Here is a 25,100-nt window from a genome sequence, read left to right as displayed (position 1 = left end):
GGCGACATCCTCGCCCCCTACGGCGCCACCGGCCTGATCGCCCTGGCCTTCGTCCACCTCTCCGACAAGTCCCTCAAGCGCTGGCTGTGGATCAGTTCGGTCTACTCCGTGGTCGTGTCGATTCCGATGCTGGTCTGGAGCTCCGTCATCCAAAGCGAGCCGCCCGGCGAGTTCAACATCCCCCCGTACGTCGAGCAGCTCATCTCAGGCGCCGTCTCATCGGTGCTCGTATCGATCATCATGATCCTCTCGATGGCGTTCATCCCGCTCGTGATCATCGGCATGATGCTCCAACGCTCCGGATGGAGCGACCACCCCGAACAGCACCTGCCACAGCTGCGCCGCGTGTTCTGGTCGGGCATGGCCGTAAACGTGCTCAGCTCGCTGCCGGTCGCCCTGATCGGGCTCGGCGCCTGGCATCCGAGTCAAGGGGTGCACTCGGCCACGATTGGGGTGACCCTGCTCGGCGGCATGTACGCCGGACTCGGCTACATCTGCGGCTTCGCGCTGCTCGCGAACCGCTGGAGGGCCCGCGGCCGACGCGGCGTCCCCGGCGCCCTCGCCGCAGTCGGCGAGCGCTCCCTGACGTCGTACCTGACCCAGTCGATCATCATGGCCCCGCTCCTGACCGTCTGGGGCCTGGGCCTCGGCGGCGGCATGGGCTACCTCGCCGCCTTCGGCGTCGCGGCCGGAACCTGGCTGATCACGGTGCTGCTGGCGGTGCTCATGGACCGCGCGGGCATCCGCGGCCCCTTCGAAGTCCTGCTCCGCCGACTCACCTACGGACGCAGAGGCCAGGTCACACCCGCCACCACTATGACCACGGCCCCGACCACAACCCCGTAGAAGGACGCTTGTCGGCTTCCCGATACGGGCATTCCGGTCCGGTCAGGAAGCATGACACAATACGCCGGTGCACATGAGGCAGACTCCGTTCCGACTGCTGCGGGCCGCCGTGTTCGCCGCCGTCACGGTGTCCGCCTCGGCACTACTTCACCTCTGGAGCGGCGGTTCCGCTCCGAAACCGCTCTTCTTCACGGCCGCAATGGCACTCGCCTTCGCGGCCGCGTTCGCGCTCGGCGGTCGCCAGCGCGGCTTCCTCGCACTCGCGCCGCTGTGCCTGGCGGCGCAGTGGGGCATGCACGAGCTTTTCGCGACTGGTTCGCCCGTCGCGGCCGGGCACGAGCACGGTTCGGGTCTGCCGATGTTGGCCGTCCACTGTGTTGCCGCCCTGGCGCAGGCCGCCTGGCTGGCGCGCGGAGAGGCCGCCCTGGCCGCGCTGCTGGATCTGCTCACCCTCTTCTTCGCGCGGGTGATGCGCGTGTGCCTGGCGGCGGTTCCGGCCCCAGTCCACACCCGGCGTTCGATCGCCCGCACTCCTGCCCCGCGTCCGCACCTGGTCGGCGCCTCGGCGATCTCGCTGCGGGGCCCCCCGCCGCTCGCTCTCTGAATTCGTCGTCCTCAGCGCATCGGCGCTGAATCCCCCTGCTCGGAGACCTCGTTCGCAATTTCGATGACTTTGGCATTCAAAGTCGTTGACTAAGTCAACGAGTTTTTTCGAAGTATCTCCGGGCTGCTCAGAGAGTGAGTCATGTCCAATCGAACATTGTCAATGCCTGCTGCCCTGAAGCAGCTGGCGCTCCGGCTGCATTTCTACGCCGGGATACTCATAGCCCCATTCCTGCTGGTCTCGGCGCTGACAGGCCTGGCCTATGCGTTGTCGTACCAGGTCGAGAACATCGTCTACGACGACCTTTACACCGTGGAGGACTCCGGCGGCACGGCGCTGCCGCTGAACCAGCAGATCGAGGCCGCCACCGCCGCCCACCCCGATTGGACCGTCACCGGGGTGCGCCCGGCGGACGCTGCCGAGGACACCACCGGGGTGCTCATGGACGACGGCGTCGCCCGTGAGTCCGGAGCCGTCCCCATCGTCTTCGTCGACCCCTACACCGGTGAGGTGCGGGGCGACTCGACCACGTACGGCTCGTCCCACGCCGGGCCGATCCGGGAGTGGATTTCGACCCTGCACCGCCACCTGCACCTGGGCGAGCCGGGCCGGGTCTACTCGGAGCTGGCCGCGAGCTGGCTTTGGGTGGTGATCCTCGGCGGCCTGGTCCTGTGGGTGGTCCGCCGCAAACGTCAGGGTGGCGGCCTGTGGCCCCGCAGCGGCGGCGAACCGAGCCGGGCCAAGACCTTGAACTGGCACGCCCCGGTCGGGTTGTGGCTGGCCGGGCTGCTGCTGTTCCTGTCGGTGACCGGCCTGACCTGGTCGACCTATGCGGGCGCCAATATCAGCGAGCTGCGCGAGCAGGTGAGCTGGACCACGCCGTCGATCTCGGCCGACGCCGGGGAGCACGCCGGGCACGAGGGCCACGTCCATTCGACGGGTGTCTCGGCGTTCGACCTGGCGCTGATCCAGGACGTCTACGAGACTGCCGTCGACGCCGATATGGAAGGGCCCCTTGAGATCACCTTCCCGACCGGCGACGGCGGCGAGTTCTTGATCTCGGAGGAGCAGCGCGCCTTCCCGATCCAGCAGGACACCATGACGATCACGACCGCAGACGGCGTTCCGGCCGTCCACGACTCGCTCCGATTCGCGGACTGGCCGTTCATGGCGCAGGTGACGAAGGTCGTGATCGCGCTGCACATGGGCCTGTTCTTCGGGCTGGTCAACCAGCTGCTGCTGGCTGCCGCGATGGTCGCCCTGATCTTCATGATCGGGTGGGGCTACCGGATGTGGTGGCAGCGGCGTCCCAAGGGCGCCGCTGTGGGCCGCCCGTATCCGCGCGGATCGCTGCGGCGCCTGCCCTGGCCGCTGCTGGCGGTAGCGGTGCCGGTCGTCGCGGTGATCGGCTGGTTCCTGCCGCTGTTCGGAATTCCGCTGCTGGCCTTTCTCGCGGTCGATGCCCTGATCGGGCTGTGGCAGCGAAAGCGCCCCGCCACCGACGAATCCGATTCCAGCGGTGTCTCTCGGCGGACCGCGCTCGGGGCCGCCACGGTCACGGCCGCGCTAGGCGCCGGAGTGGGGTACACGCTGGGGCAGAACCACGAACACGAGGACGAAGCCGGGCACGAACACGGGACCGAGACGGAGCCGTTCTACGGCGACCGGCAGGCCGGGATCGCCACCCCGGCGCAGGGCCATGCGATGTTCACGGCCTTCGACCTGGCCGAGGACATCACGGCCGAACGGCTCCAGACGCTCATGTCGGACTGGTCGGCCGCCGCGGCGGCGATGGCGGTCGGTAAGGCAGCGCCTAAGCGCAATGGCGACAGCGATGAGCACTTCGACGCCGAGGCGGTCTCGGTCGGGCTGAATCCGGCGCGGCTGACGGTCACGTTCGGGCTCGGTCCGGGGGCGTTCGCCAAGACCAGTCTGGACTCACGGCAGCCGTCGAAACTGGTCGAGCTGCCCGAGTTCGACGGCGACCAGCTGAATCCGACCTGGTCGGGCGGCGACCTGCTGGTCCAGATCTGCGGCGACGACCAGCAGGTGGTCTCGGGCGCGTTCCTGGAGCTGCGCAAGCGCGCGGTCGGCGCGGCGACGCTGCGCTGGGTCCAGCAGGGGTTCATGTCGGGTCCCGCCGATGGCGGCACCCCGCGGAACCTCCAGGGATTCAAGGACGGCAGCCTCAATCCCGAACTCGGCAGCGACGATTTCGACCAGCGCGTGTGGGCGACCGAGTCCGAGCCGGACTGGTTCGAGGGCGGAACTTACCTGGTGTTCCGCAAGATCCGGATGAAGATGCCGGCCTGGAGTGCAGCGACGGCAGAGGAGCAGAACCTGACCATCGGCAAGGACCGCGACTCGGGCGCGCCGCTGAGCGGCGGCGGGGAGTTCGACCACCCGGACTTCGAGGCGGTCGACGACTCAGGACTGCCGGCGATCCCGGCCGACTCTCACGTGGCGCTCACGCACGAGGCGAAGATGTTCCGCCGCGGATACAACTACGACTACGGGTTCCTGACCCAGGGGGACGTGAGCTCGGACGCCGTCGACCACGACCACGCCGCCGGGACGGCCGACCACGGACACGACGAGCACCCTTATGACGCGGGGCTGCTGTTCGCCTCGTTCCAGTCCGACCCGCAGGTGTTCATCGACACCCAGGAGAAGATGGCCGGGGGTGACCGCCTGATGGAGTTCATCGTGGCCGAGGGCAGCGCGGTGTTCGCGGTGCCGCCGGGCGCGGCCGAGGGCGGCTTCGTCGCCGAGGGCCTGTTCGACCAGGCCTAGGGGTGTTCAAGAACCCTGGCGGTTCCGGACCTGGAGCGACGCTTCCCTATGGGCGCCTTACCATTTCGTTCCGGTGAGGCGCTCATAGGCCTCGACGTACTTGGCCCTGGTGGCCGCGACGACCGATTCGGGGATCTCGGGCGCCGTGGCGTCGTCGGGTCGCCAGCCGGTGGACTTGGCCCAGTCGCGCACGTACTGCTTGTCGAACGAGGGCTGGCTCTGGCCGGGCTTCCACAGCTCGGCGTCCCAGAACCGGGACGAGTCGGAGGTGAGGACCTCGTCGCCCAGGCGGAGGGTGCCCTCGGTGTCGATGCCGAATTCGAGTTTGGTGTCGGCGATGAGGATGCCGCGATCAGAGGCGATCTCGGAGCCGCGCTTGTAGATCGCCAGGGTGAGGTCGCGGATTCGGGCTGCGAGCTCCGCACCGATGTCCTTGGCGGACTGCTCGAAGGTGATGGCCTCGTCGTGTTCGCCGACGGTGGCCTTCGTGCTGGGGGTGTAGATCGGCTCGGGCAGCTGCGAGCCGTCGATCAGTCCCTCGGGAAGTTCGATGCCGCAGACGGCGCCGGTGGCACGGTAGTCGGCGAGTCCGGAGCCGGTGAGGTAGCCGCGGGCGATCGCCTCGACTTTGAGCATTTCGAGGCGGCGGACCCTCACGGCGCGCCCGGCGAACTCGGCGGGCACGTCATCGGCGGAGATGATGTGATTGGGGACGAGATCGGCCAGCTGGTCGAACCACCACAGGCTCAGGGCCGTGAGCAGGGCGCCCTTCTCGGGAATCTCGGTGGGGAGCACGACGTCGTAGACGCTGACCCGATTCGAGGCGACGAGGATCAGGTCGTCTCCGTCGGCATAGACGTCACGGACCTTGCCCTGGTGAATGCGTTCCACTGCTGCTCCCCTGCTGGTCGATGGGTCAAGCCTATTAGAGCAGCGGGCGAAACATCCGACCTATTTCTCGCGGGTCTGCTGTGCGGAGCGACACCTGCCGTCTCAGCGGGACGCGGCGTACTCTAGGGCCGTGACTTCCGAACAGCCTCAGGGACGCCGGATGCTGCGTCTTGAAGTGCGAAACGCCGAAACCCCGATCGAGAAGAAACCCTCCTGGATCAAGGTCAAGGCCAAGACCGGCCCCGAGTACACCGAACTCCACAAGCTGGTCAAGACCGAGGGACTGCACACGGTCTGCCAGGAGGCGGGCTGTCCCAACATCTTCGAATGTTGGGAGGACCGCGAGGCGACCTTCCTCATCGGCGGTTCCCAGTGCACCCGCCGCTGCGACTTCTGCCAGATCGACACCGGCAAGCCCGACCCGCTCGACCGCGACGAGCCGCGCCGCGTGGCCGAGTCGGTCGAGAAGATGGGCCTGAAGTACGCCACGATCACCGGCGTCGCCCGCGACGACCTGGACGACGGCGGCGCCTGGCTGTACGCCGAGACGGTCCGCCAGATCCACGCCACGCTCCCCGACTGCGGCGTCGAGCTGCTCATCCCCGACTTCAACGCGGTGCCCGAGCAGCTGGCCGAGGTCTTCTCCTCGCGTCCGCAGGTGCTGGCGCACAACGTGGAGACGGTGCCGCGCATCTTCAAGCGCATCCGGCCCGCGTTCAAGTACGAGCGCTCGCTGGAGGTCATCACGAAGGCCCGCGAGGACGGCCTGGTGACCAAGTCGAACCTGATCCTGGGCATGGGCGAGACCCGCGAGGAGATCTCGCAGGCCCTCGTCGACCTGCACGCCGCGGGCTGCGAACTCATCACCATCACCCAGTACCTGCGCCCGACGAAGCGCCACCACCCGGTCGAGCGGTGGGTCAAGCCCGAGGAGTTCGTGGAGCTGTCGACCGAGGCCGAGGAGATCGGCTTCGCCGGCGTCATGAGCGGCCCGCTGGTCCGCTCCTCCTACCGCGCGGGCCGCCTGTACCAGCAGGCGATCGACGCGCGTACGAACGCACTCGCATAAGAACACAGGTAGCAACGATCACGCGTACTTCGCGACTTCAAGGGTCCAGCCGACGCCGAGAGTCGCGCGTCGCACCGTAGACTTGAGTGCATGGCTAAGCAGCAGGAGAAAGAGACGTTCGGGTCACGCCTGAAAACGATCGGGATGGCCTTCAAGTTCACGACGCAGCGGGACAAGTTGTTCCTGCCGCTCGCGGCCGCGGCTGTCCTCCTGCCGTTCATCATCGTCACCGCCTTGGTCATCTTTGCCAACTTCTCCCTGCTCTGGTTCGTCAGCTCGCTGTTCGTGGCGCTGCTCGCCGTGTTGATCGTGCTCAATACGCGCACGAGCAAGGTGGTGAACCAGGAGGCGATCGGCAAGCCGGGCGCGGCGTACGCGCTGATCGACGGGATGCGCGGCTGGACCGTGACGCCCGGCGTCGCGGCGGTCTCGGAGACCCAGATGGTCCACCGCGCGGTCGGCAAGGCCGGCGTGGTGCTGCTGGGCGAGGGCGGCGGCAAGGTCCGCAAGCTCCTCGGCCAGGAGAAGAAGCGCATCTCGCGAGTGGTCGGCTCGGCGCCGGTCTACACCTTCATGGTGGGCGAGACGGCCAATGACGACTTCTCTGTGACCGAGATCCGCAAGCGGCTGACGAAGCTGCCCAAGAACATCGAGTCCAAGGACGCCAACCACATCGCCAAGCGCCTCGACGCGCTCGGCATCGGCATGGCCATCCCGAAGGGCCCGATCCCGACCAGCGCCAATGCCGGCAAGGGCGCCCGCCGGGCCATGCTCAAGGGCCGCTAGAGCCGCAGCGAAGACTACGAGAACGGGCCCGCCGAAAGGCGGGCCCGTTCTTCTCGTCTGTATTGCTTCTGTGGGGTTACGGCCTAGAACATGTCCCCGCTGTCGCGGCGGCGGCGCCAACGTTCCTCCATGCGGGAGGTGAAGCTGCCGGGCTTGGGGGCCTTTTTCCCGCCGCCACCGGCGCTGCCGGTGGTCCGCGTGGCCTTGCCATCCACGGCCTTCAGCTGGCCGGGGCCATTGGCGCCGCGGCGTTGCGCCCACAGTCCCAGCAGCAGGCCGCCGAACATGAGCACCGCGCCGATCGGTGCGCCCCACTTGGCCATGGAGCCTCCGCCGATGACGGAGCCGATGACGACGCCGATACCGATGACGGTGACGACGCCGGCCAAGATCAGCCGGCGGCGGGTGACGTGCGCGGGGTCGTGTGAGCGCACAGCAGAAGCGAACTGCGGGTCTTCGGACAAGGACTGTTCGATTTCCTCGAACAGCCGTTGCTCGTGGTCGGAGAGCGGCACGACACTCCTCCTGCACTAGTCTCGGCGGGGCCGTCGTCGCGGCGACGGTCCTTGGTGCTGTTGTTTCAAGTCTACGAGGCTTTCGCCCGAGGCGGAAGGCAGTTCGTCCTTGAATCTGACCCTAGTGACCCTACTGGGATTCATCAACTCCTGCACCCGGTAACGCGGTCCGCCACCGCGGTGGGATTCCCACTTCGCGGACGTCTAATCGCGAGTCCGCGCATCGCCGTCCCGTTTGAGCCGGCCCGCCGAGCGGACCGCCCCCTTCCCGAACTTGGCGGCGGCCGAATCGATGGCCGTCTCGATGTCCCGCCACCCGTGCTCCGGTTCGCCGAGCGCGACCTGGCGGCCGACGGCGGCGGCCTCGACCAGGTGATCGAGGCGCACCCCGATGAGCCGGACCGGCGCGGTCGCGGCGGTGTCGGCGAGTTCCCTTGCGGCGGCGTAGATTTCGTGGCCGACATCGGTCGGGGCCGACAGCATCCGGGAGCGGGTGATGGTGCGGAAGTCTCCGAATCGAATCTTGACGGTCACGCCGCGGCCCGCCCAGCCCGCGGCCCGCGCCCGCGAGGCGACCTTGCGGGAGAGCTCGAGCAGCGTCGGTCCCCACACGGATCCGTCGGGGGCGTCGCGGCCGAATGTCGTCTCATTGCTGATGGACTTCTCGACCCGTTCCGGGCGGACCGGGCGCGGGTCGATATTGCGCGCCAGCGCCCACAGGTGCTCGGCCGAGGCGGTGCCGACCGAGGCGGTCAGCGCGTCGACGTCGAGGCGGGCGATGTCGCCGACGGTGCGCATGCCGAGGCGGGTGAGTTTCTGGGCGGTCTTCTCGCCGATGCCCCAGACGGCGCGGATGGGGAGGCGGTGGAGGAATTCGAGTTCGGTCGCGCACGGGACGATGCCGAGCCCGTCGGGTTTGGCGGCCTCGGAGGCGAGCTTGGCGAGGAACTTGGTGGAGGCGATGCCGACGGTGCAGGTGATGTCGTGTTCCTCGCGGACGCGGCGGCGGATCCGGTGGCCGATCTCGGCCGGTGAGCCGATGAGGCGGCGGGCGCCGGAGACGTCGAGGAACGCCTCGTCGACGGAGATGGGCTGGACGTGCGGGGTGTACTCGCGGAAGATCGCCATGACCGCGCGCGAGACCTCGCCGTAGGAGGTCGTGGGCGTCATGAAGACGCCGCCCGGGCAACGGCGGCGGGCGATGGCGGTGGGCAGGGCGGAGTGGACGCCGTACTTGCGGGCCTCGTAGGAGGCGGCCGAGACGACCCCGCGCGGCCCGAGTCCGGCGACGATGACGGGCTTGCCGCGGAGCGAGGGGTCGCGCGCGATCTCCACGGACGCGAAGAAGGCGTCCATGTCCACATGAAGAATATTCAAGCCTTCATCGGGCAAATCGGGACCGATGTACCTGTCGAGATCGCTGGTCACACTCGAAGCGTAACCATCGGGTCCGACACTCGTTGTACACGCGGCTGGGCGCCTCGTGCTCCTCACGCAGGTGGGGGTGATCCGGCGTCCATGCCGATGTGTACTACATCGATTCCAGGGGCGCTCAGCCGTTTCGATAGGCCCACAACGGGATCGCCATCTCCGCCGCGGTCAATCCACCGTGCTGGCCGATCAGCCGCTTCAAATGCTGGGGCTCGCCCTCGACTCCCACGATCGCGAACGTGTCGCGGCAGACCACCACCAGATCGCCGATGCGTCGCAGGTTCGACTCCGTCACCACCGGTCCGAACCACCCGCGTTCGACCGCTTCCTCCCGTCGCAGGATCTCGGCGCGCCCGGCGACCGCCGACTTCCACGTGTCCGCCACGTCCTCGCGCGCGCCGGGCGCGGTGTAGAGGTAGCGCATTCGCCCGTCCCCGCCGATCGACTCCACTCCCCGGTGCAGGTCCGGGTGTTCGTCCACCAGCAGTTTCTCGGTCGTGTTCACCATCCCGTGGTCGGCGGTGACCAGCAGGGCCGCGTCCGGCGGGAGGCCGGTGAGGATGTCGTCGATGGTCTCGGCGACGGTCGCGACCGCGTCGAGCCACTGGGTCGAGCCGATCCCGTGAAAATGGCCGACGGTGTCGACGTCGGGCAGATACGCGTACACCAGGGTCCGCTCGCCCCGTGAGAGCGCGCTGATGGTCTCGGCGGCGACCTCTGCGGGAGTGGCGGCGGGGAACCAGTCGGCGCCGCGGTAGATCGCCCGGGTCAGCCCGGTGTCGCGGAAGCTGCCGTTCGAGACCACGGTGCAGACGACGCCGTCGGCGGACGCGAGCTCGAAGCTGGTCGGGACGGGCTGCCACGTCTCGGGGTCGGGCGAGCCGTCCCAGCGGATGTGGGTGACCAGGTCACCGGTGTCGGGGACGCGGACGGTGAAGCCGATGATGCCGTGCCGGCCGGGCGTCTGGCCGGTGGCGAGCGAGGCGAGGCTGATCGGGGTGGAGGACGGCACGGTCGCGGTGATCGGGATGAGCGTGCCGATGTGGCCGCCCTGGATGTCGCCGATGGTGGCGCTGGCCTGGGCGGCTTGACCGAGGAGGTGGTAGCCGAAGCCGTCGAGCAGGAGCACCGCGACGCGCTTGACCCCTTCGAGCTCGCCGCGTATCGGTTGGAGGCCGCCGTCGGCTCCGGGGACTCCCAGGGCCGCCAGGGCGGTGGGCATGACGTCAGAGAGCGTGCCGGTGCCGTAGGCGGGGCTCATCTCTGTTTTCAGAGAATCCGCCGAATGCGAGCTCGAAGGCATGCTCCGAGGCTATCCGGTCGCCGCCGCGGGATCGACCCCAGAGCGCTCGACCGCAGAGAGAACAGCGCACGAGATCGGGGCGGCGCGTCGCGCCGCCCCGATCGCTCAGCCGGCTCTCACATCGACGCGTCCACCTTCACTCGCGGCCCCGTCCGCTCGCGCTTCGCGGTGCGGCCGGGCCACCACAGCCGCTCGCCGATCCACAGCGCCAGCGCTGGGACCAGCAGGGACCGGACGATGATCGCGTCGGCCAGGACGCCGACGCTGACCACGACGCCGATCTGCATCAGCATCGTCAGCGGCATAAGCGCCAGGACGGTGAACGTCGCGGCGAGGACGACGCCGGCGGAGGTGATGACGCCGCCGGTCAGCGTGAGCGCGCGCAGCACGCCCACGCGGTGCCCCCAGCGCGGGACTTCCTCGCGGACGCGGGTCATGAGGAAGATCGTGTAGTCGATCCCCATCGCGACCAGGAACAGGAAGCCGAACAGGTAGAAGCCGGCGTCGACGGTGCCGTGCCCGAGCAGGTTGAGGATCAGCGCGGCCGCCCCGATCGCGGCGGCGAAGGACAGGACCGTGCAGGCCAGGAGCATCAACGACGCGACGACCGCCCGCAGCAGCAGCACCACGACCAGGAACACGACGGCCAGGATGAGCGGGATGAGCAGCCTCAAGTCCCGGTCATTGGCGTCGGCGAGGTCGATCTGGGTGGCGGTGGGGCCGCTGACGAGGGCGTCCGTGCCCGCGCTGGACAATGCCTCGCGCAGGCCGGTGACCGTCTCCTCGGCCGCGGTCGTGGACGGATCGTCCTGGAGGATCGCGTCGAGCCGCACCCAGTCCGATTCGGGGGCGTACTGCGGTTCGGCGACCCCGGCGACCCCGTCGTCGGCTTCGAGGACGGCGAGCGCGGCGGCAGTGTCGGCCTCGTCGACGTAGATCTCGACCGGTTCGCTGGCGCCGGCCGGGTAGTGCTCGGCCATGGTGTCGGCGACGCGCTGGGACTCGGTCTCGGTGGTGAGCATGTCCGAGCGTTCCAGGCCGGTCGACAGGCTCGTCCAGCCGAGCGCGAGCAGTGCCAGGCCGGCGGCCGTGGCGGTGGCGACGAGCCGCGGCCGGGCCGACACGCCCTGGGCGACGGCGCCCCAGAAGCGGTGGCGGCGCTGGGCCGGGGCGTGTTCGTCCGTGGGTTCGAAGCGGGGCACGACCGGCCAGAACACGGCCCGGCCGAAGAGGGTGAGCACGGCCGGGAGGAGCGTCAGGGACGCGGCGACGGCGCTGACGACGCCCGCGATGAGGACCGGCCCGAGCGCGGCGGTGCTGGAGACGGACGCGAGCGGCATCACCGCCAGCGCCAGGATCACCGTCCCGGCGGAGGCGAGCACGGCGGGCGTGGTGCGCCGCAGCGCCTCGGTCATGGCCGCGAAGTGGTTCTCCTTGCGGCGCAGTTCCTCCCGGTAGCGGGCGACCAGGAGGAGCGTGTAGTCGGTGGAGACGCCGAAGACGAGGACGGTGAGGATGCCGGTGCTCTGGCCGTTGATGGTGACCCCGGCGTACTCGCCGAGCAGGTAGGACAGGTCGGAGGCGAGTTGGGAGCCGATGCCGATGCACACCAGCGGGAGCACCAGCAGCAGTGGCGAGCGGTAGGTGAGGATCAGGACGAGGGCGACGACGGCGACGGTCATCCAGGTGAGCGGCCCGTCGAGCTGTTCGAACGCGGACTCCATGTCGCGGGAGACGGCGGCGCCGCCGGTGAAGCCGGCCTCGATCCCGGCGGGGAGTCCTGCTTCGACGATGGCGTCGGCGTCGGCGAAGACCGCTTCTCCCTCGTCTTCGATGACGGTCTCGTCGATCGGGACGACGAGCATGAGCGCCCGGCCGTCCTCGGAGGGGATCGGTCCGGCGGTGGTCTCGCCGGCGGCGGCGCGGGCGTGGAGTTCGTCGCGGTCGGCCGCGACGGCGTCGAAGACCGCCTGGTCGAGTTCGGTTTCGGAGCTGTAGACGACCACGAGGCTGGTCAGGCCCTGCTGGTTGAATTCGGACTCGGCCAGGCGCTTGGCCTCGGTGGATTCGGCGTCGGCGGGGAGCCAGTTGATCTGGGCGTCGTCTTGGATCCCGGTGAGTTTCGGGGCGAGGGTGAGGGCGACGGCGGCGAGGAGGGCCCAGACGGCGAGGGCGAGCCAGCGTCCGCGCCTGGTCCCGGCGAACGCGAGGGCCGCCCGGGTGCGGGAGGTCGACATGGGGTGTTTCCTTTCGGACGGTTGGGTTTCCGTTCCCCATGAATCTCGTCCGTCCGGCCCGGATGCGCGTCCACCCGATGGCGTATCCCCCGATACGCCGCAGTGACTACGTCAGAGACGCGGCCGTTCGTCCTCGGTGGACTGGACGGGCCGCCGAAGTCGCTGCGGCTGTGGACGATCCGGCCTACGGCTCGGGGATGTCCAGACCGCTTCGGTAGGCGATGGCCACCAGGCCGGCGCGGTCTCTGGCGCCCAGTTTTGACAGGAGCTTGCCCACATGGGTGCGGACCGTGGCCGGGCTGATGAACAGGTGGGCGCCGATCTCGTCGTTGGTCAATCCGGTGGCGACCCAGCGGAGGATCTCGGCCTCCCGCTCGGTCAGCTCCCCCAGCCGCGGGTGGGGCCGGTTCGGGCCGGTTCGGCCCTCGGCGTAGGCGTCGATGACCTTGCGGGTCACGTCCGGTGAGAGCAGCGAGTCCCCGGCGGCCGCGAGCCGGACGGCCTTGAGGATCTCGGCCGGGTCGGTGTCCTTCATGACGAACCCGGCCGCGCCGTTCGAGAGCGCTTCGAAGATGTAGGAGTCGATCTCGAAGGTGGTCATCATGACCACGCGCGTGCCGTCCAGGTTGGAGTCGCGGCTGATGCGCCGCAGCACCTCGAGGCCGTCGAGTCCGGGCATGCGAATGTCGAGCAGCGCCACGTCCGGCCGGATCTCGCGGATGAGCTCCCAGGCCTGGTCGCCGTCGGTGGCCTCGGCGGCGAGGCGCAGGTCCTCCTCGTCCGCGATGAGGGTGCGCAGGGCCATCCTGATGAGGCTCTGGTCGTCGGCGATCACGATATTGATCATGTTCATGCTCCGGTGCGGCCGTAGGGAAGTTCGGCGTGGACGGCGAAGCCGCCGTCCGGTGCGGGGCCGGCCTCGAAGGCGCCTCCGTGCGATTGGACCCGTTCCATCATCCCGGTGATGCCCTGCCCGGCCCGTTCGGGGTCGAGCTCGCCGCCGCGCCCGTCGTCCTTCACGTCGATGACGAGTGTCCCTGCGCCGCTTGCGATGACAACGCTGGCGCTGGTGGCCCGGGCGTGCCGGATGACATTGGTGAGCGCCTCCTGGACCACCCGGTAGGCCGCCCCCGAGACCCCCGCAGGCAGCGCCTCGATATCGCCGGTGATCTCGGATTCGACCCTCAGGCCTCCCTTGCGGACGTCCTCGATGAGGTCGGACAGGTCGGCGAGGACGAACGTGGGCCGCAGTTCGGCCCGGCTCCCGCCGCGCAGCGGTGCGAGGGTGGAGCGCAGATCGTCCAGGGCGCGGCTGGAGGTGTCGCGGATGGCGCGCAGGTTCTCGACCACCCCGGCGGGCGCATCGGGGCGCTTCTCCAGCACATGCAGGGCGACCCCGGCGTTCATGCTGACCACGGCCAGGGAGTGGCCGACGACGTCGTGGATCTCGCGGGCCATCGCCACCCGTTCGTCGGCGCGGTGGCGTTCCCGCTCGGCCTCGCGCTCGCGGGTGCGGGCGCGCCGGGCCTCGTACACCAACCGCCCGCAGGCGGCCGGGACGGCCAGCCACACCAGGGTGATGGTGGCGTTGATCCACACGTCGTCGATCTCGCCGAGCGCGTATGTGTGGAACGGGACGTTGAGCAGGAACAGCCCGACCAGGACCGGGATCACGAGTTTGATCGGACGCGCGAAGGCGAAGAAGAACACCGCCACCGCCGGGAGCAGGTACACCGGCCCCTCGGGATAGTCCAGCAGCAGGTACGTGGCCAACGCCGCCATGGAGACCGCGAGCGTGACCTCGGGCCAGCGCCGCCGCACCGCCAGCGCGAGCGCGGCGACCCAGACGAGCCCGAACGCGGCGTACGGCGGGGAGTGGTCCGGGTCGGCCCCGATGGTCATTCCGGAGGTCATGAGGCCGAGGAAGACGGCCAGGCCGACATCGAAGGCGATGGCCTTGATGCGCTGGCGATGTGCGGTGGTGGTCACGGGACCAAGCCTAGGTCGCGGGCGCCTGGTCGGACTCGATCCGCGGGCGTATCCGCTGCTACGTCGCCCGACGTACGGGGACGGCCCCAGCGCCGCGAGCGCGGTCTCAGCGGACCGGTCGGCGGCCCAGCAGGTGCAGGTGGGTGGCCATGTCGCGGAACGGGACGCGCGCGGCCGTGGCCAGTTCGAACTCGCGCAGTGCCTCGCCGGAGCCGGTCTCGCCCCCGGCGGCCGCGGTGGTGCCGAGGAGGTCGCCGACCACGCCGACGCCGTGGACCTGCTCGGTGACCAGGCCCGACGAGGCCACGAGCGCCGTCAGGGTCGCGGTCTCGAAGCGGTGCTTGATGGTGTCCTTGCCGTCGATGACGCCGTCGACGTCGACCAGGAGGTCGAGCGCGGTCGCGAACTGTCCAGCGAGGGCCTTGCCGAGGACGGCGGCGATCCGGTTGGACACCAGGAGGCTCACCGCCCCGCCGGGGGCGCAGACCCGGGAGAGCTCATCCAAGGCGACGTCCGGGTACTCGACCATTTCGAGCACGGAGTGGCACAGGACCAGTTCGTGCGAGCCGGCCTCGACCACGTCCGGCAGCTCGTCGGCGTCGGCCTGGACGGCCGTCACCCGGTCGGTCACGCCCGCGTCGGCGGCACGCTGGCGTAGGGAGGCGAGCGCGTTGGCGCTGGGTTCTACGACGGTCACGTCGTGGCCGAGTTCGGCGAGCGGCACGGCGAAGCCGCCGGAGCCGCCGCCGACATCGAGGATGCGCATGGTGGCGCCGGTGCCGGCGGCGTACCGCTCGATCTCGGCCGACAGGACCGACCACACGACGGCGTCGCGGGGGTGGTGGGCCGTCTCGGCGGCCTCTTTCGGAATGTCGACCATGTGCCTCAGCCTAGCGGGATTCAGTCGCGCAGATAAGTGGGAATGTCGACCGTGTGCCTCAACCCAGCGGGATTCAGTCGCGCAGATAAGGAGGATTGTTGCGGATGGCTCGGAGGTAGGCCGGGTTGTTCACCAGGTACCGCTTCCACAGCCGCTTCGGTTCCTTCGTGAGCCGGTAGAACCATTCGAGTCCGTTGCTCTGCATCCAGCTCGGTGCCTGCGGCACGAGCCCGGCATGGAAATCGAAGGCCGCGCCCACGCCGAAGAGGACGGGGGCGCCCAGCTTGTCGCGGTGGGCGGCCATCCAACGCTCCTGTTTGGGCGTGGAGAGCCCGACCCACACCAGCTCGGCGCCGGAGTCGTTGATGCGCTTCACGATCTCGTCGTCCTCGGCCTCGGTGAGGGGCCGGAACGGCGGCGAGTACATGCCGGCGATCTTGACGCCGGGGATGCGCTCGGTCAGCTTCTTCGCCAGCAGTTCGGGCACGCCGTCCTTGCCTCCGTAGAGGAACGAGGACCAGCCGCGCTCGGCGGCGCGGGAGAGCACGTTCAGCATCAGGTCGGGCCCGTAGACGCGGTCCATCCAGTCGGCCCCGGCCTTGCGGCCGGCCCACACCATCGGCATGCCGTCGGGCGTGGTCAGCCCGGAGGCGTTGTGGATGGCCTTGAGCTCGGGGTCGTTCTGGGACTCCATGACGCCGTGGACGCCGGTGACGCACACGTACTGGCGTTCCTTGGCCTCGACCCAGCGGGTGATCTCGGCCAGCGCCATGGACTGGTTGACCGTGGAGACGCCGACGCCGAGAACGTCGACGCGGCGGAGTTTCGGATCGGGCATTAGAGCTTGTACTTCGCCTTGACCTCGTCGTACACCCACGCGTAGAGCTTGGACATGCCGTCGCGCAGCGAGATCGAGGGCTCCCAGCCGTAGTACTTCTGGATGAGGGTGTTGTCGGAGTTGCGTCCGCGCACACCCAGCGCGCCTTCGACGTGCTTGAGCTCGATGTCGATCCCGGCGATGTCGGCGACCAGGTAGTACAGGTTGTTGATGGTCGTCATCTCGGAGGAGCCGAGGTTGAGCGGCTCGGTGACGTCGCCGCGGGTGAACATCTTGGTGCCGTGGACGCAGTCGTCGATGTAGGTGAAGGAGCGGGTCTGCTCGCCGTCACCCCAGATCTCGACGGTCTTCTCGCCGTTGAGGGCGGCGAGGGCGATCTTGCGGCAGGTCGCGGCGGGGGCCTTCTCGCGGCCGCCGTCCCAGGTGCCTTCGGGGCCGTAGATGTTGTGGTAGCGGGCGATGCGGGTCTGGAGCCCGAAGTCCTCGCGGAAGTGGCGGCACATGCGCTCGGAGAACAGCTTCTCCCAGCCGTAGCCGTCCTCGGCGTCGGCGGGGTAGGCGTCCTCTTCCTTCAGCGGGGCGATGTCCGCCTCGGTCTGCTTGTATCCGGCGTAGACGCAGGCGGAGGAGGAGTAGAAGAAGCGCTCGACCTCGGCGTCCTTGGAGGCCATGAGCATGTGGGTCGAGGGCAGGACCGAGAGCATGCACAGGGCCTTGTTGTTCTCGATGAAGCCCATGCCGCCCATGTTGCAGGCCAGGTTGTAGACCTCGCCGGCGCCGTCGCCGACGGCTTCACGGCAGTTGGCCAGGTCGGAGAGGTCCCGCTGGAGGTTCTCGGTGTCGCCGTGGACCTGGTACCACTCGTCGAGCGGTTTGATGTCGACGGCGCGCACGGTCTTGCCCTCGTCGAGGAGGCTCTTCACCAGGTGTCCGCCGATGAATCCGCCGGCTCCCGCCACTACCGCGTCCACGCTTGCCGCCATCGTCCACTCCTCATGCCTTAGGTGTACGGGGAAAGTTGCGCCTCAGCCTACCCGCCGATCCGCGCGTCCCACCAGCGGGGAAATGTGGCCTGTGACGCCTGTGGCCCCCGCCTCAGTCTCGCCGCGGGCGGGCACCGAGGACCGTCTCAGACGGCCCTGAGCAGGTGCGCCGGGCCGACCCTGAACAGTTCGGGCGCCTCGTCGGCGGCGATGGCGGGGTCGACCCGGGGGGCGATGCAGTACATGCGCACGGACTCTGCGTCGAGGAGGCGGCGGACGTGACGCATCCGCTGGAGTTGCTTCTCACGCATGGTGATCCCCCACCTGACGGTGCCGAGCGCGACGAGCTCGCCCTTCTCGCTCCAGGCGGCCACTTCGAGGGTGCGCAGCTGCCGGAAACGGGGGTCGGGGACGACGATGCGGGTCGTCTCCGCGGCGGCCGGGTCGCCGAGCGCCCACTCGCGGGCCAGCTTCGTGAACTCGGGGCGGCACACGTAACGGTTGAAGCGGGCGCTGGTCATGCGCCACAGCTTGTCGGTGATGTAGCCGCGCCGCCAGCGTTCGAGGTGCTCGGTCATCATCGCGTAGTGGAACCGCACCAGACGGTGGTCCAGGGTCCAGAACGGCGCGTCGGGTTCGAGCGGGTTGACGTCGGCGCGGACCACGCCCGCCTCGGTCAGCACGGTGAGGATCGGCTCCAGGTCGGCGTCCTCGATCCGGCTGAGCGCCTTCAGGTCCGCTTCCATGCGCGGGCGGATCACGAGGAGGCGCAGCAGACGGTCGACCCGCTCGTCGAAGGCGTCGCCGAGCGCGGCCTGCGGGGCGTGCTCGGCCAGGCCGAAGAACGGTCCGTCGGCGCTGAGGAAGTTCGCCTTGACCCAGGGGCCGAGGGAACCGTAGGACCGGGGTGGTTCGCTCGCCTGGGACAGGAGCTCGGGATCGTCGCCGAGCAGGGCGTGCACGGCGATGGCGACCTCGGGGTCGCCCACATCGAGGGAGAGGACGGATTCACGAAGCGTGCTCACGGTGTCTTCCTTCATGTGAGCACTTTATACATCAAATGCATGTCGACCAACCCCAGCGACGGGTGGCGGAAGCCCTCGGGGATGAGGGTGAGGGTCTCGAAACCCAAAGCGTGCCATAGCTTCACGGCCTGCGTATTGGTGGCGACGACGGCGTTGAACTGCATCGCGTGGAAGCCGTCCTTCGTCGCCCGCTCGATCGCGGCCCCTCCGAGCGCGCGGCCGACGCCGCGGCCCCGGAAGGCCGGGTCGACCATGAAGCCGGCGTTCGCGACATGCGAACCCTGCCCCGGGAGGTTCGGGTGGATCTCGACGGTCCCGGCGACCCGGCCGTCGATCTCGGCGACCAGGCGGGCGCCTCGCGCTCCATCCAGTACGCCCGCGTCCACGTCTCGGACGTGTCCGGCGGCCACGGGTAGGTCTCCGCGGCCTCGATGATCGGCTGCATGAAGGCCCACATGGCGGGCCAATCGGCGGCTTCGGCGTCACGGATCAACATGGCCCGAAGAATAGTGGGCGCGGCCCGGCGAATGCCAGTACCCGGACGGGGCGGCCCGGCCCCCGAGATCAGCGCGGCGGCTGCCAGTCCGCCAGAGAAGCGGCCTGGCTCTGCACCCACGAGTCGGGGACGGCCCGCAGCAGCCCCTTGGCGACGCCGCCGCCGCCCGAGGCGATCGAGTGGGCCCGCCGCGACACCCGCGCAACGCGCCGCACCCGGCCCAGCCGGACCCGGTCGTACGTGGCCAGCGCGTCCGGGATCGACTCCGGCGTGCGCCGCAGCGCCCACCCGAGGGTCACGGCATCCTCCAGGGCGAGGCTGCCGCCGTAGGCGAGGATCGGAGCGACCGCATGGGCGGCATCCCCGGCCAGGACCAGACCTCCGCGGCTGTCCGTGATGGCGTGGAACTTCGGCGGGACCGGCCACACGAACCGGACCGGCTGCTGCACCAGCTCGGATGGCCGGGTCGCCGCGATGTACTTCCCGACCGGCTCCGACCAGTCGGCGAACCAGCGGTTGATGAGCTCGTGCTGGATCTGCGGGGACTCCGGGCGCATGCCGCCGGGCACGGTCGCCCACCAGCAGGCCCCGGCCTGCCCGAGATCGGCGTATCCGAAGCGGCGGCGGTCGGACCCGTAGATCTCGACGGCGTCGGAATTGCGTTCGGGGGCGCGATGGGCCGGGATGGTGGCGCGGAACACCACCACCCCCGCGTCGATGGTGGGAGCGGGGCCGGTGACGAGGTTTCGCGTGGGCGAGTCGATGCCGTCGGCCGCGACGATGAGGTCGGCGTCCCAGCGGCGCGAGGCGTCGCCCGCGGCGAGGTCGACCAGGTCGATCCTGGACACCTGCGTGGCCGGATAGACCTCCACATCCGGGCCCAGGCGGGACACGAGCGCCTCGTAGAGGATCGCATTGTGGACGGTCACCGATGGCGTGCCGTCGTCGGCGCCGAGCACGGCCCCGCCGAAGGAACTGCTGATGCGGTCCTCGGTGCGGATCTCGAATCGATCCACGGGAATGCCGCCGACGTCGAGGGTCGCGTCGATGCCGAGGGCGCGGAGCGCGCGGACGCCCGAGGCCCACAGGATCATCCCGAGGTCGTCGCCCTTCAGCCGCTCGCGCCGCTCCAGCAGCGCGACCCGCCAGCCCAGCTTGGACAGCACGATCGCGCTGGCCAGTCCGGCTACGCCGGCGCCGACGACCACGGCTCTACGGTTATGCAAGGTGCACCTGCCCGGGGGAAGCGGTAAGGGTCAGCTGCCGTCGCGGGAGCGGCCCGCATCGGCTTCGGTGTCGTCGCCTGCGTTCTCGTCGGGTTCGTCGGGCGATTCGGGTTCGTCGGGCGATTCGGGTTCGTCGGGCGATTCAGATTCGTCGTCGGTTTCGCTTTGCGTCGCTTGCGGGTCGGTCATCCGGGCGATCTCGGGGCTGTGGAACGGCAGGCCGCCGTTGACGTAGCCGGTGCGCTCGGCGGCCTCGGAATCCCATGCGACCACGACGCGCTCGCCGTCTTCGAGGGCGATGACCTGGCGGCGTCCGCGAACGATGAGCAGGTAGGCGACGGCTGCGACGACGACGATGATGCTCATCCACTGGTTGAGGCGCAGGCCGCCGAAGCCCTCGGCCGGGTCGATGCGCAGGCCTTCGATCCAGAAGCGGCCGATCCCGTAGAGGACGACGTAGAGGGCGACGGCGCGGCCGGCCCCGAACTTCCACTTGCGGTCGGCGAGCCACACGACGAGCGCGACGCCGAGGTTCCACAGCAGTTCGTACAGGAACGTGGGGTGGAAGGTCGCGTACTCGGCGAAGCCGTCGACGCGGTGGTCGACGTCGATCTGGACGGCCCACCAGGCGTCGAGGGGCTTGCCGTAGAGCTCCTGGTTGAACCAGTTGCCGAGGCGGCCGATCGCCTGGCCGACGGGGATACCGACGATGCACGCGTCGGCGACCATCGTGAACGGCAGCTTCAGCTGGCGGCAGCCCAGCCACATGCCAACGCCGCCGAGGAGGATCGCGCCGGGAATGCCCAGGCCGCCCTCCCAGATCGCGAGGGCCTTCCACGGATCGCCGTCGGGTCCGAAATAGGCGTCGGGGCTGGAGAAGACGTGGTAGAGGCGGGCGCCGATGATGCCGAAGGGCACCGCCCACACGGCAAGGTCGAGCACGGCCCACTTGGGGGCGCCGCGGGAGCGCATGCGCGCTTCGGCGATCCAGCACGCGGCGGCGATGCCGGCGATGAGACACAGCGCGTACGCGCGAATCGGGATGGGGCCGAGGTGCCAGACGGATTCACCGGGGCTGGGAATGTAAGCGAGGTCCACGACGAATAAACCTATCGGTTGAACGGGCGGGGTTCGAGGCAGGTCCGCTAGATGCGTGATCGCCGATGGGGGAGGTCCGCAGTGCCCGAGGATATTTTTCCGCTCCCAAGGCGGCCGAATGTCCGCCTACCGAAAGTGGTAAGCGGACGTTCGACAACGACGGGAGCGGGAAAATAGACCGGGCAATGCTCCTCCCCCATCGGCGATCACGCATCTAAGGGCGGCGGACATGCTGAAGCCCGCCCCAAAGATCGGGGCGGGCCCTCGTTGCGGTTTCAGCGGCGCACGCCGGCGGCGAGGTCGGCGGTGAGCTCGGCCAGGCGCTGGTGGCCGGTGGGGATGTCGGGTGCGTCCAGGTAGCAGTTCACGATCGCGGAGCCGACGATGACGGCGTCACCGTAGGCGGCGATCTCGGCGGCCTGGTCGCCGGAGCGGACGCCGAGGCCGACGCCGATCGGCAGGTCGGTGTGGGCGCGGGTGCGCTCGACCAGGCCCGGGGCGGCTGCGGAGGTGGCGCTGCGGGCGCCGGTGACGCCCATGACGGACTGGGCGTAGACGAAGCCGCGGCACTGGGCGACGGTCGCGATGATGCGCTCCTCGGTGGAGGAGGGTGCGACGAGGAAGACGCGGTCGAGGCCGTGCTCGTCGGAGGCGGCGATCCACTCGTCGGCCTCGTCGGGGATGAGGTCGGGAGTGATGAGCCCGGCTCCCCCGGCGGCCTTGAAGTCGCGCGCGAACGCGTCGACGCCGTAGCGCTCGATGAGGTTCCAGTAGGTCATGACGAGGATCGGGACACGCCCCGATACGGCCTTGACCACTTCGAAGACCTGCTTGGTGCGGAAGCCTTCCCGGAGGGCGAGATCGGCGGCCTTCTGGATGGCGGGGCCGTCCATGACCGGGTCGGAGTAGGGCAGTCCGACCTCGATGAGGTCGGCGCCGTTCTCGATCATCGTGTCGATGGCCTTGATGGAGTCGGCGAGGGTGGGGTAGCCGGCGGGGAGGTAGCCGACGAGCGCCGCGCGTCCCTCGGCCTTGCATTTGGCGAATGCCTCAGCAGATCGCATTTACTTGTCCCCCTTGCCTTCGGCATTGCCGTAGCCGAAGTAGTCCACGACGGTGCCCATGTCCTTGTCGCCGCGTCCGGACAGGTTGACCAGGACGGTCGTTCCGCTCTCAAGGCCCGGCGCGAGGCGCAGCGCCCCGGCGAGCGCGTGGGCGGATTCGACGGCGCAAATGATGCCCTCGGTGCGGGCGAGCTTTTCCAGGGCGGCCATGGCTTCGGCGTCGGTCACCGGTTCGTAGGCGGCGCGGCCGGTGGCGGCGAGGTGGGCGTGCTCGGGGCCGACGCCCGGGTAGTCCAGTCCGGCGGAGATCGAGTGGGATTCGATGGTCTGGCCGTCCTCGTTCTGGAGGACGTAGGTGCGGGCGCCGTGGAGGACGCCGATGTCGCCGGCGGTGATGGTGGCGGCGTGGCGGCCGGTGTCGTAGCCGTCGCCTCCGGCCTCGAAGCCGTAGAGCTTGACGTCGTCCTCGAGGAACGCGGTGAAGGCGCCCATCGCGTTGGAGCCGCCGCCGACGCAGGCGGCGACGATGTCGGGGAGTTTCCCGGTGCGGTCCAGGATCTGGGCGCGGGCCTCGTCGCCGATGCCGCGGCAGTAGTCGCGCACCAGCTTGGGGAACGGGTGGGGTCCGCCGACCGAGCCGATGAGGTAGTGGGTGTCGTCGACGGTGGCGACCCATTCGCGGAGCGCCTCGTTCATGGCGTCCTTGAGGGTGCGCGAACCGGTGGTCACCGGGACGACCTCGGCGCCGAGGAGCTGCATGCGGGCGACATTGAGCGCCTGGCGGCGGGTGTCCTCCTCGCCCATGTAGACGGTGCACTCGAAGCCGAAGTAGGCGGCCGCGGTCGCGGTGGCGACGCCGTGCTGTCCGGCGCCGGTCTCGGCGATGACCCGGGTCTTGCCCATGCGCTTGGTGAGCAGGGCCTGGCCGAGGACGTTGCGGATCTTGTGCGCGCCGGTGTGGTTGAGGTCCTCGCGCTTGAGCCAGATGTCGACGCCGGCCTCGCCCGATAGCCGTTCGGCGTAGTACAGCGGCGAGGGGAGGTTGCCGTACTCGGTCGACAGCTTGGCGAACTCGGCCTGGAAGCCGGGGTCCTCCATGGCCTTGGTGTGGGCGGCGTCGAGCTCCTCGAGCGCGGCGATCAGGGCCTCGGGGACGAACCGGCCCCCGAATTCACCCCAGTGTCCACTCACATCTGGTAGTTGCGGCACGGCTTTGCCCTCCTCGTTCTGGACTAGCTGGGTCTCGGCGTGGCCGGGTGGGACCCGGCGGTGACCAGTTCGGCGACGGCGTCGCGCGGCTTCTTCTGCTTGACCACGCCCTCGCCGACGAGCACGGCGTCGGCTCCGGCGGAGGCGTAGCGGATCAGATCGCGGGTGTCGCGGACGCCGGACTCGGCGATCTTGACGACGTCCCGGGGCAGGCCCGGGGCGATGCGCTCGAACACCGAGCGATCCACCTGCAGAGTAGCCAGGTCGCGGGCGTTGACGCCAATGACTTTGGCCCCGGCGCGGAGCGCCCGGTCGGCCTCGAGTTCCGTGTGGACCTCGACGAGCGCGGTCATGCCCAGGCCTTCGACGCGCTCCAGGAGCGACACCAGGGTGTCCTGGTCGAGCGCGGCCACGATGAGCAGGCAGAGGTCGGCGCCGTGGGCGCGGGCCTCCAGCACCTGGTAGGGCGAGACGATGAAGTCCTTGCGCAGCAAGGGAACCGAAACCTTCTTGCGGACGGCGTCGAGGTCGTCGAGGCTGCCCTTGAAGTAGTCGGTCTCGGTGAGGACCGAGATGACCGCGGCGCCGCCGGCGGCGTACTCGGCGGCCAGGACGGCCGGGTCGGGGATCTCGGCGAGGTTCCCCTTGGACGGGGAGGCGCGCTTGACTTCGGCGATGACGCTGACGCCGCCGCCGTTGAGGGCGGCGTAGCCGTCGAGCGGGGCCGGGGCCTGCGCCGCGGCCTCACGGATCTGAGCCAGAGGAATCGCTGTCTCGCGCCGTGCGAGATCGACGCGGACTCCGGTGATGATCTGTTCGAGCACATTCATGTAGATCGTCCCTTCTCCTGCGCCGCCCCCGTGATATTAGGCGACGAGGGGTCTTTGCCGGCGTCGAGGGCATTCCACAGCTGGGCCGGGTCCTCTGCTATGGCTTCGGTGGTCGAGGTCTCATATCGGGCGCTGGGCTCGGGCCACCGGCCGGCGCGCAGCATCGCGGCGGCACCGGCGGCGGCCAGGCCGAGTCCGGCCGCGGCCAGGCCGATCGGGGCGATGCCCTTGGCGGCGTGGAGGATTCCGGCGAGGGCGACGGCGAGTCCGGCGAGGAGCGCGAAGGCCCCGAGGACGCGGCGCGCCCGGCGCCCGGTGGCGAGCATGGCCAGGAAGGCGGCGCCGCCCACCAGCGCGCACGGCAGCGCCCAGGTGGCGAGCTCGGTCCCGGCCTCGGTGGCGGTGGAGGTGAGCCCGGCGGCGTTCTCGACGGTCTCGGAGGTCCAGTCGCGGGTGACGGCCAGCGCGGCGAGGCCGACGGCGGCCAGTCCGGCGAGGACCGTCCGGGACCGTTCGGAGCCGCCGCGGTGCTCCGGCTCCAGCTCCGGCGACGTCGCCTCGGGCGAGTCGCCCGAGGATTCGGCGGGTGTGGGACTCATGCGATCTGCCTTCCGGTGAAGCAGGTCCGGGTGCCGGTGTGGCAGGCCGGGCCGGTCTGCTCGACCTGGAGCAGCACGGTGTCGCCGTCGCAGTCGATCGACACCGACTTCACGGCCTGGTGGTGGCCGGAGGTCTCCCCCTTGACCCAGTACTCGCCGCGGCTGCGCGACCAGTACGTGGCCTTGCGGGTGGCGATGGTGCGGCGCAGCGCCTCGGCGTTCATCCACGCGAGCATGAGCACCTCGCCGCTGTCGTGCTGCTGCGCGATGACGGGAACGAGTCCGTCGGCGTTGTACTTCAGGTCGGCGATGGCGTCGTCGCTGGTCTGATCGCTGGTCTGTTGGCCCTCCACGTGTATTGATTCTGAACGCCCCGGACCGGGCACCG

The 25,100-nt window shown here is 69.6% G+C and carries 24 protein-coding genes; 5 read left to right on the top strand and 19 right to left on the bottom strand.

Features of this window, described 5'->3' with window-relative positions; translation table 11 throughout:
* The 3 genes from FAB82_RS24245 to FAB82_RS24235 form a co-directional block, all read left to right on the top strand.
* On the top strand, positions 1-846 hold an 846-nt coding region (locus tag FAB82_RS24245; protein ID WP_136537142.1), incomplete at its 5' end, for a DUF418 domain-containing protein.
* A gap of 73 nt (positions 847-919) precedes the next feature.
* On the top strand, positions 920-1,450 hold the full coding sequence (locus FAB82_RS24240; RefSeq protein WP_136537141.1) for an MFS transporter: 531 nt from the start codon (positions 920-922) through the stop codon (positions 1,448-1,450).
* Between the two features lie 162 nt (positions 1,451-1,612).
* Entirely contained in the window at positions 1,613-4,243 is a 2,631-nt protein-coding gene (locus FAB82_RS24235; RefSeq protein WP_136537140.1) for a Dyp-type peroxidase, read from the top strand.
* A 57-nt stretch (positions 4,244-4,300) separates the two neighbouring features.
* On the opposite strand, the gene FAB82_RS24230 is transcribed toward FAB82_RS24235, so the two are convergent.
* On the bottom strand, positions 4,301-5,134 hold the full coding sequence (locus FAB82_RS24230; RefSeq protein ID WP_136537139.1) for a phosphoribosylaminoimidazolesuccinocarboxamide synthase: 834 nt from the start codon (positions 5,132-5,134) through the stop codon (positions 4,301-4,303).
* Between the two features lie 160 nt (positions 5,135-5,294).
* Here FAB82_RS24230 and lipA point away from each other — a divergent pair, with 160 nt between their 5' ends.
* Together lipA and FAB82_RS24220 are read left to right on the top strand one after the other, a co-directional pair.
* Entirely contained in the window at positions 5,295-6,203 is a 909-nt protein-coding gene (gene lipA / locus FAB82_RS24225; protein WP_211116830.1) for a lipoyl synthase, read from the top strand.
* A 90-nt stretch (positions 6,204-6,293) separates the two neighbouring features.
* Positions 6,294-6,989, top strand: a complete 696-nt coding sequence (locus tag FAB82_RS24220; RefSeq protein ID WP_136537137.1) for a DUF4191 family protein — start codon at positions 6,294-6,296, stop codon at positions 6,987-6,989.
* A gap of 83 nt (positions 6,990-7,072) precedes the next feature.
* On the opposite strand, the gene FAB82_RS24215 is transcribed toward FAB82_RS24220, so the two are convergent.
* From FAB82_RS24215 to hisI, 18 genes are all read right to left on the bottom strand, one after another.
* Positions 7,073-7,504, bottom strand: a complete 432-nt coding sequence (locus FAB82_RS24215; RefSeq protein WP_136537136.1) for a DUF3040 domain-containing protein — start codon at positions 7,502-7,504, stop codon at positions 7,073-7,075.
* A gap of 204 nt (positions 7,505-7,708) precedes the next feature.
* Positions 7,709-8,998, bottom strand: a complete 1,290-nt coding sequence (gene dinB, locus FAB82_RS24210; protein WP_425461600.1) for a DNA polymerase IV — start codon at positions 8,996-8,998, stop codon at positions 7,709-7,711.
* 58 nt (positions 8,999-9,056) lie between these two features.
* Positions 9,057-10,196 (bottom strand): alkaline phosphatase family protein, encoded by a 1,140-nt coding sequence (locus FAB82_RS24205; protein WP_168801749.1) that lies wholly within the window; start codon positions 10,194-10,196, stop codon positions 9,057-9,059.
* Between the two features lie 158 nt (positions 10,197-10,354).
* Positions 10,355-12,475 carry an MMPL family transporter gene (locus tag FAB82_RS24200; protein ID WP_136537133.1) on the bottom strand — a complete coding sequence of 707 codons (2,121 nt, stop codon included), beginning with the start codon at positions 12,473-12,475 and terminating at the stop codon, positions 10,355-10,357.
* Positions 12,476-12,659: 184 nt separating this feature from the next.
* Entirely contained in the window at positions 12,660-13,322 is a 663-nt protein-coding gene (locus tag FAB82_RS24195; protein ID WP_136537132.1) for a response regulator, read from the bottom strand.
* Between the two features lie 2 nt (positions 13,323-13,324).
* Complete coding sequence (locus tag FAB82_RS24190; protein WP_136537131.1) at positions 13,325-14,464, bottom strand: sensor histidine kinase; 1,140 nt, start codon at positions 14,462-14,464, stop codon at positions 13,325-13,327.
* Positions 14,465-14,570: 106 nt separating this feature from the next.
* On the bottom strand, positions 14,571-15,344 hold the full coding sequence (locus tag FAB82_RS24185) for a class I SAM-dependent methyltransferase (protein ID WP_136537130.1): 774 nt from the start codon (positions 15,342-15,344) through the stop codon (positions 14,571-14,573).
* A 73-nt stretch (positions 15,345-15,417) separates the two neighbouring features.
* Positions 15,418-16,182 (bottom strand): WecB/TagA/CpsF family glycosyltransferase, encoded by a 765-nt coding sequence (locus FAB82_RS24180; RefSeq protein WP_136537129.1) that lies wholly within the window; start codon positions 16,180-16,182, stop codon positions 15,418-15,420.
* Positions 16,182-17,165: an NAD-dependent epimerase/dehydratase family protein gene (locus FAB82_RS24175; RefSeq protein WP_136537128.1), complete on the bottom strand. Its 984-nt coding sequence runs from the start codon at positions 17,163-17,165 to the stop codon at positions 16,182-16,184. The genes FAB82_RS24180 and FAB82_RS24175 overlap by 1 nt, the downstream gene beginning before the upstream one ends.
* 146 nt (positions 17,166-17,311) lie before the next feature.
* A complete protein-coding gene (locus tag FAB82_RS24170; RefSeq protein WP_136537127.1) occupies positions 17,312-18,190 on the bottom strand; it encodes a hypothetical protein in 879 nt (292 codons plus the stop codon).
* Positions 18,191-18,201: 11 nt separating this feature from the next.
* A complete protein-coding gene (locus tag FAB82_RS24165; RefSeq protein ID WP_211116827.1) occupies positions 18,202-18,600 on the bottom strand; it encodes a GNAT family N-acetyltransferase in 399 nt (132 codons plus the stop codon).
* Positions 18,601-18,754: 154 nt separating this feature from the next.
* Positions 18,755-19,912 (bottom strand): FAD-dependent oxidoreductase, encoded by a 1,158-nt coding sequence (locus FAB82_RS24160; protein WP_136537126.1) that lies wholly within the window; start codon positions 19,910-19,912, stop codon positions 18,755-18,757.
* Between the two features lie 30 nt (positions 19,913-19,942).
* Positions 19,943-21,010: a prolipoprotein diacylglyceryl transferase gene (lgt, locus tag FAB82_RS24155; RefSeq protein ID WP_136537125.1), complete on the bottom strand. Its 1,068-nt coding sequence runs from the start codon at positions 21,008-21,010 to the stop codon at positions 19,943-19,945.
* Between the two features lie 275 nt (positions 21,011-21,285).
* Positions 21,286-22,074: a tryptophan synthase subunit alpha gene (gene trpA, locus FAB82_RS24150; RefSeq protein ID WP_136537124.1), complete on the bottom strand. Its 789-nt coding sequence runs from the start codon at positions 22,072-22,074 to the stop codon at positions 21,286-21,288.
* Positions 22,075-23,283 carry a tryptophan synthase subunit beta gene (trpB, locus tag FAB82_RS24145; protein WP_136537123.1) on the bottom strand — a complete coding sequence of 403 codons (1,209 nt, stop codon included), beginning with the start codon at positions 23,281-23,283 and terminating at the stop codon, positions 22,075-22,077. It lies immediately after the preceding gene.
* A gap of 23 nt (positions 23,284-23,306) precedes the next feature.
* Positions 23,307-24,113: an indole-3-glycerol phosphate synthase TrpC gene (trpC, locus tag FAB82_RS24140; RefSeq protein ID WP_211116826.1), complete on the bottom strand. Its 807-nt coding sequence runs from the start codon at positions 24,111-24,113 to the stop codon at positions 23,307-23,309.
* Positions 24,110-24,712 carry a Trp biosynthesis-associated membrane protein gene (locus tag FAB82_RS24135; RefSeq protein WP_136537122.1) on the bottom strand — a complete coding sequence of 201 codons (603 nt, stop codon included), beginning with the start codon at positions 24,710-24,712 and terminating at the stop codon, positions 24,110-24,112. Before FAB82_RS24135 ends, trpC begins: the two co-directional genes overlap by 4 nt.
* Positions 24,709-25,071 carry a phosphoribosyl-AMP cyclohydrolase gene (gene hisI, locus FAB82_RS24130; protein WP_425461601.1) on the bottom strand — a complete coding sequence of 121 codons (363 nt, stop codon included), beginning with the start codon at positions 25,069-25,071 and terminating at the stop codon, positions 24,709-24,711. The genes FAB82_RS24135 and hisI overlap by 4 nt, the downstream gene beginning before the upstream one ends.
* Between the last annotated feature and the right edge of the window lie 29 nt (positions 25,072-25,100).

The organism is Glycomyces buryatensis, from assembly GCF_004912275.1.
Lineage (GTDB): Bacteria > Actinomycetota > Actinomycetes > Mycobacteriales > Micromonosporaceae > Glycomyces > Glycomyces buryatensis.
This window is presented reverse-complemented; position numbering and strand designations above follow the sequence as displayed.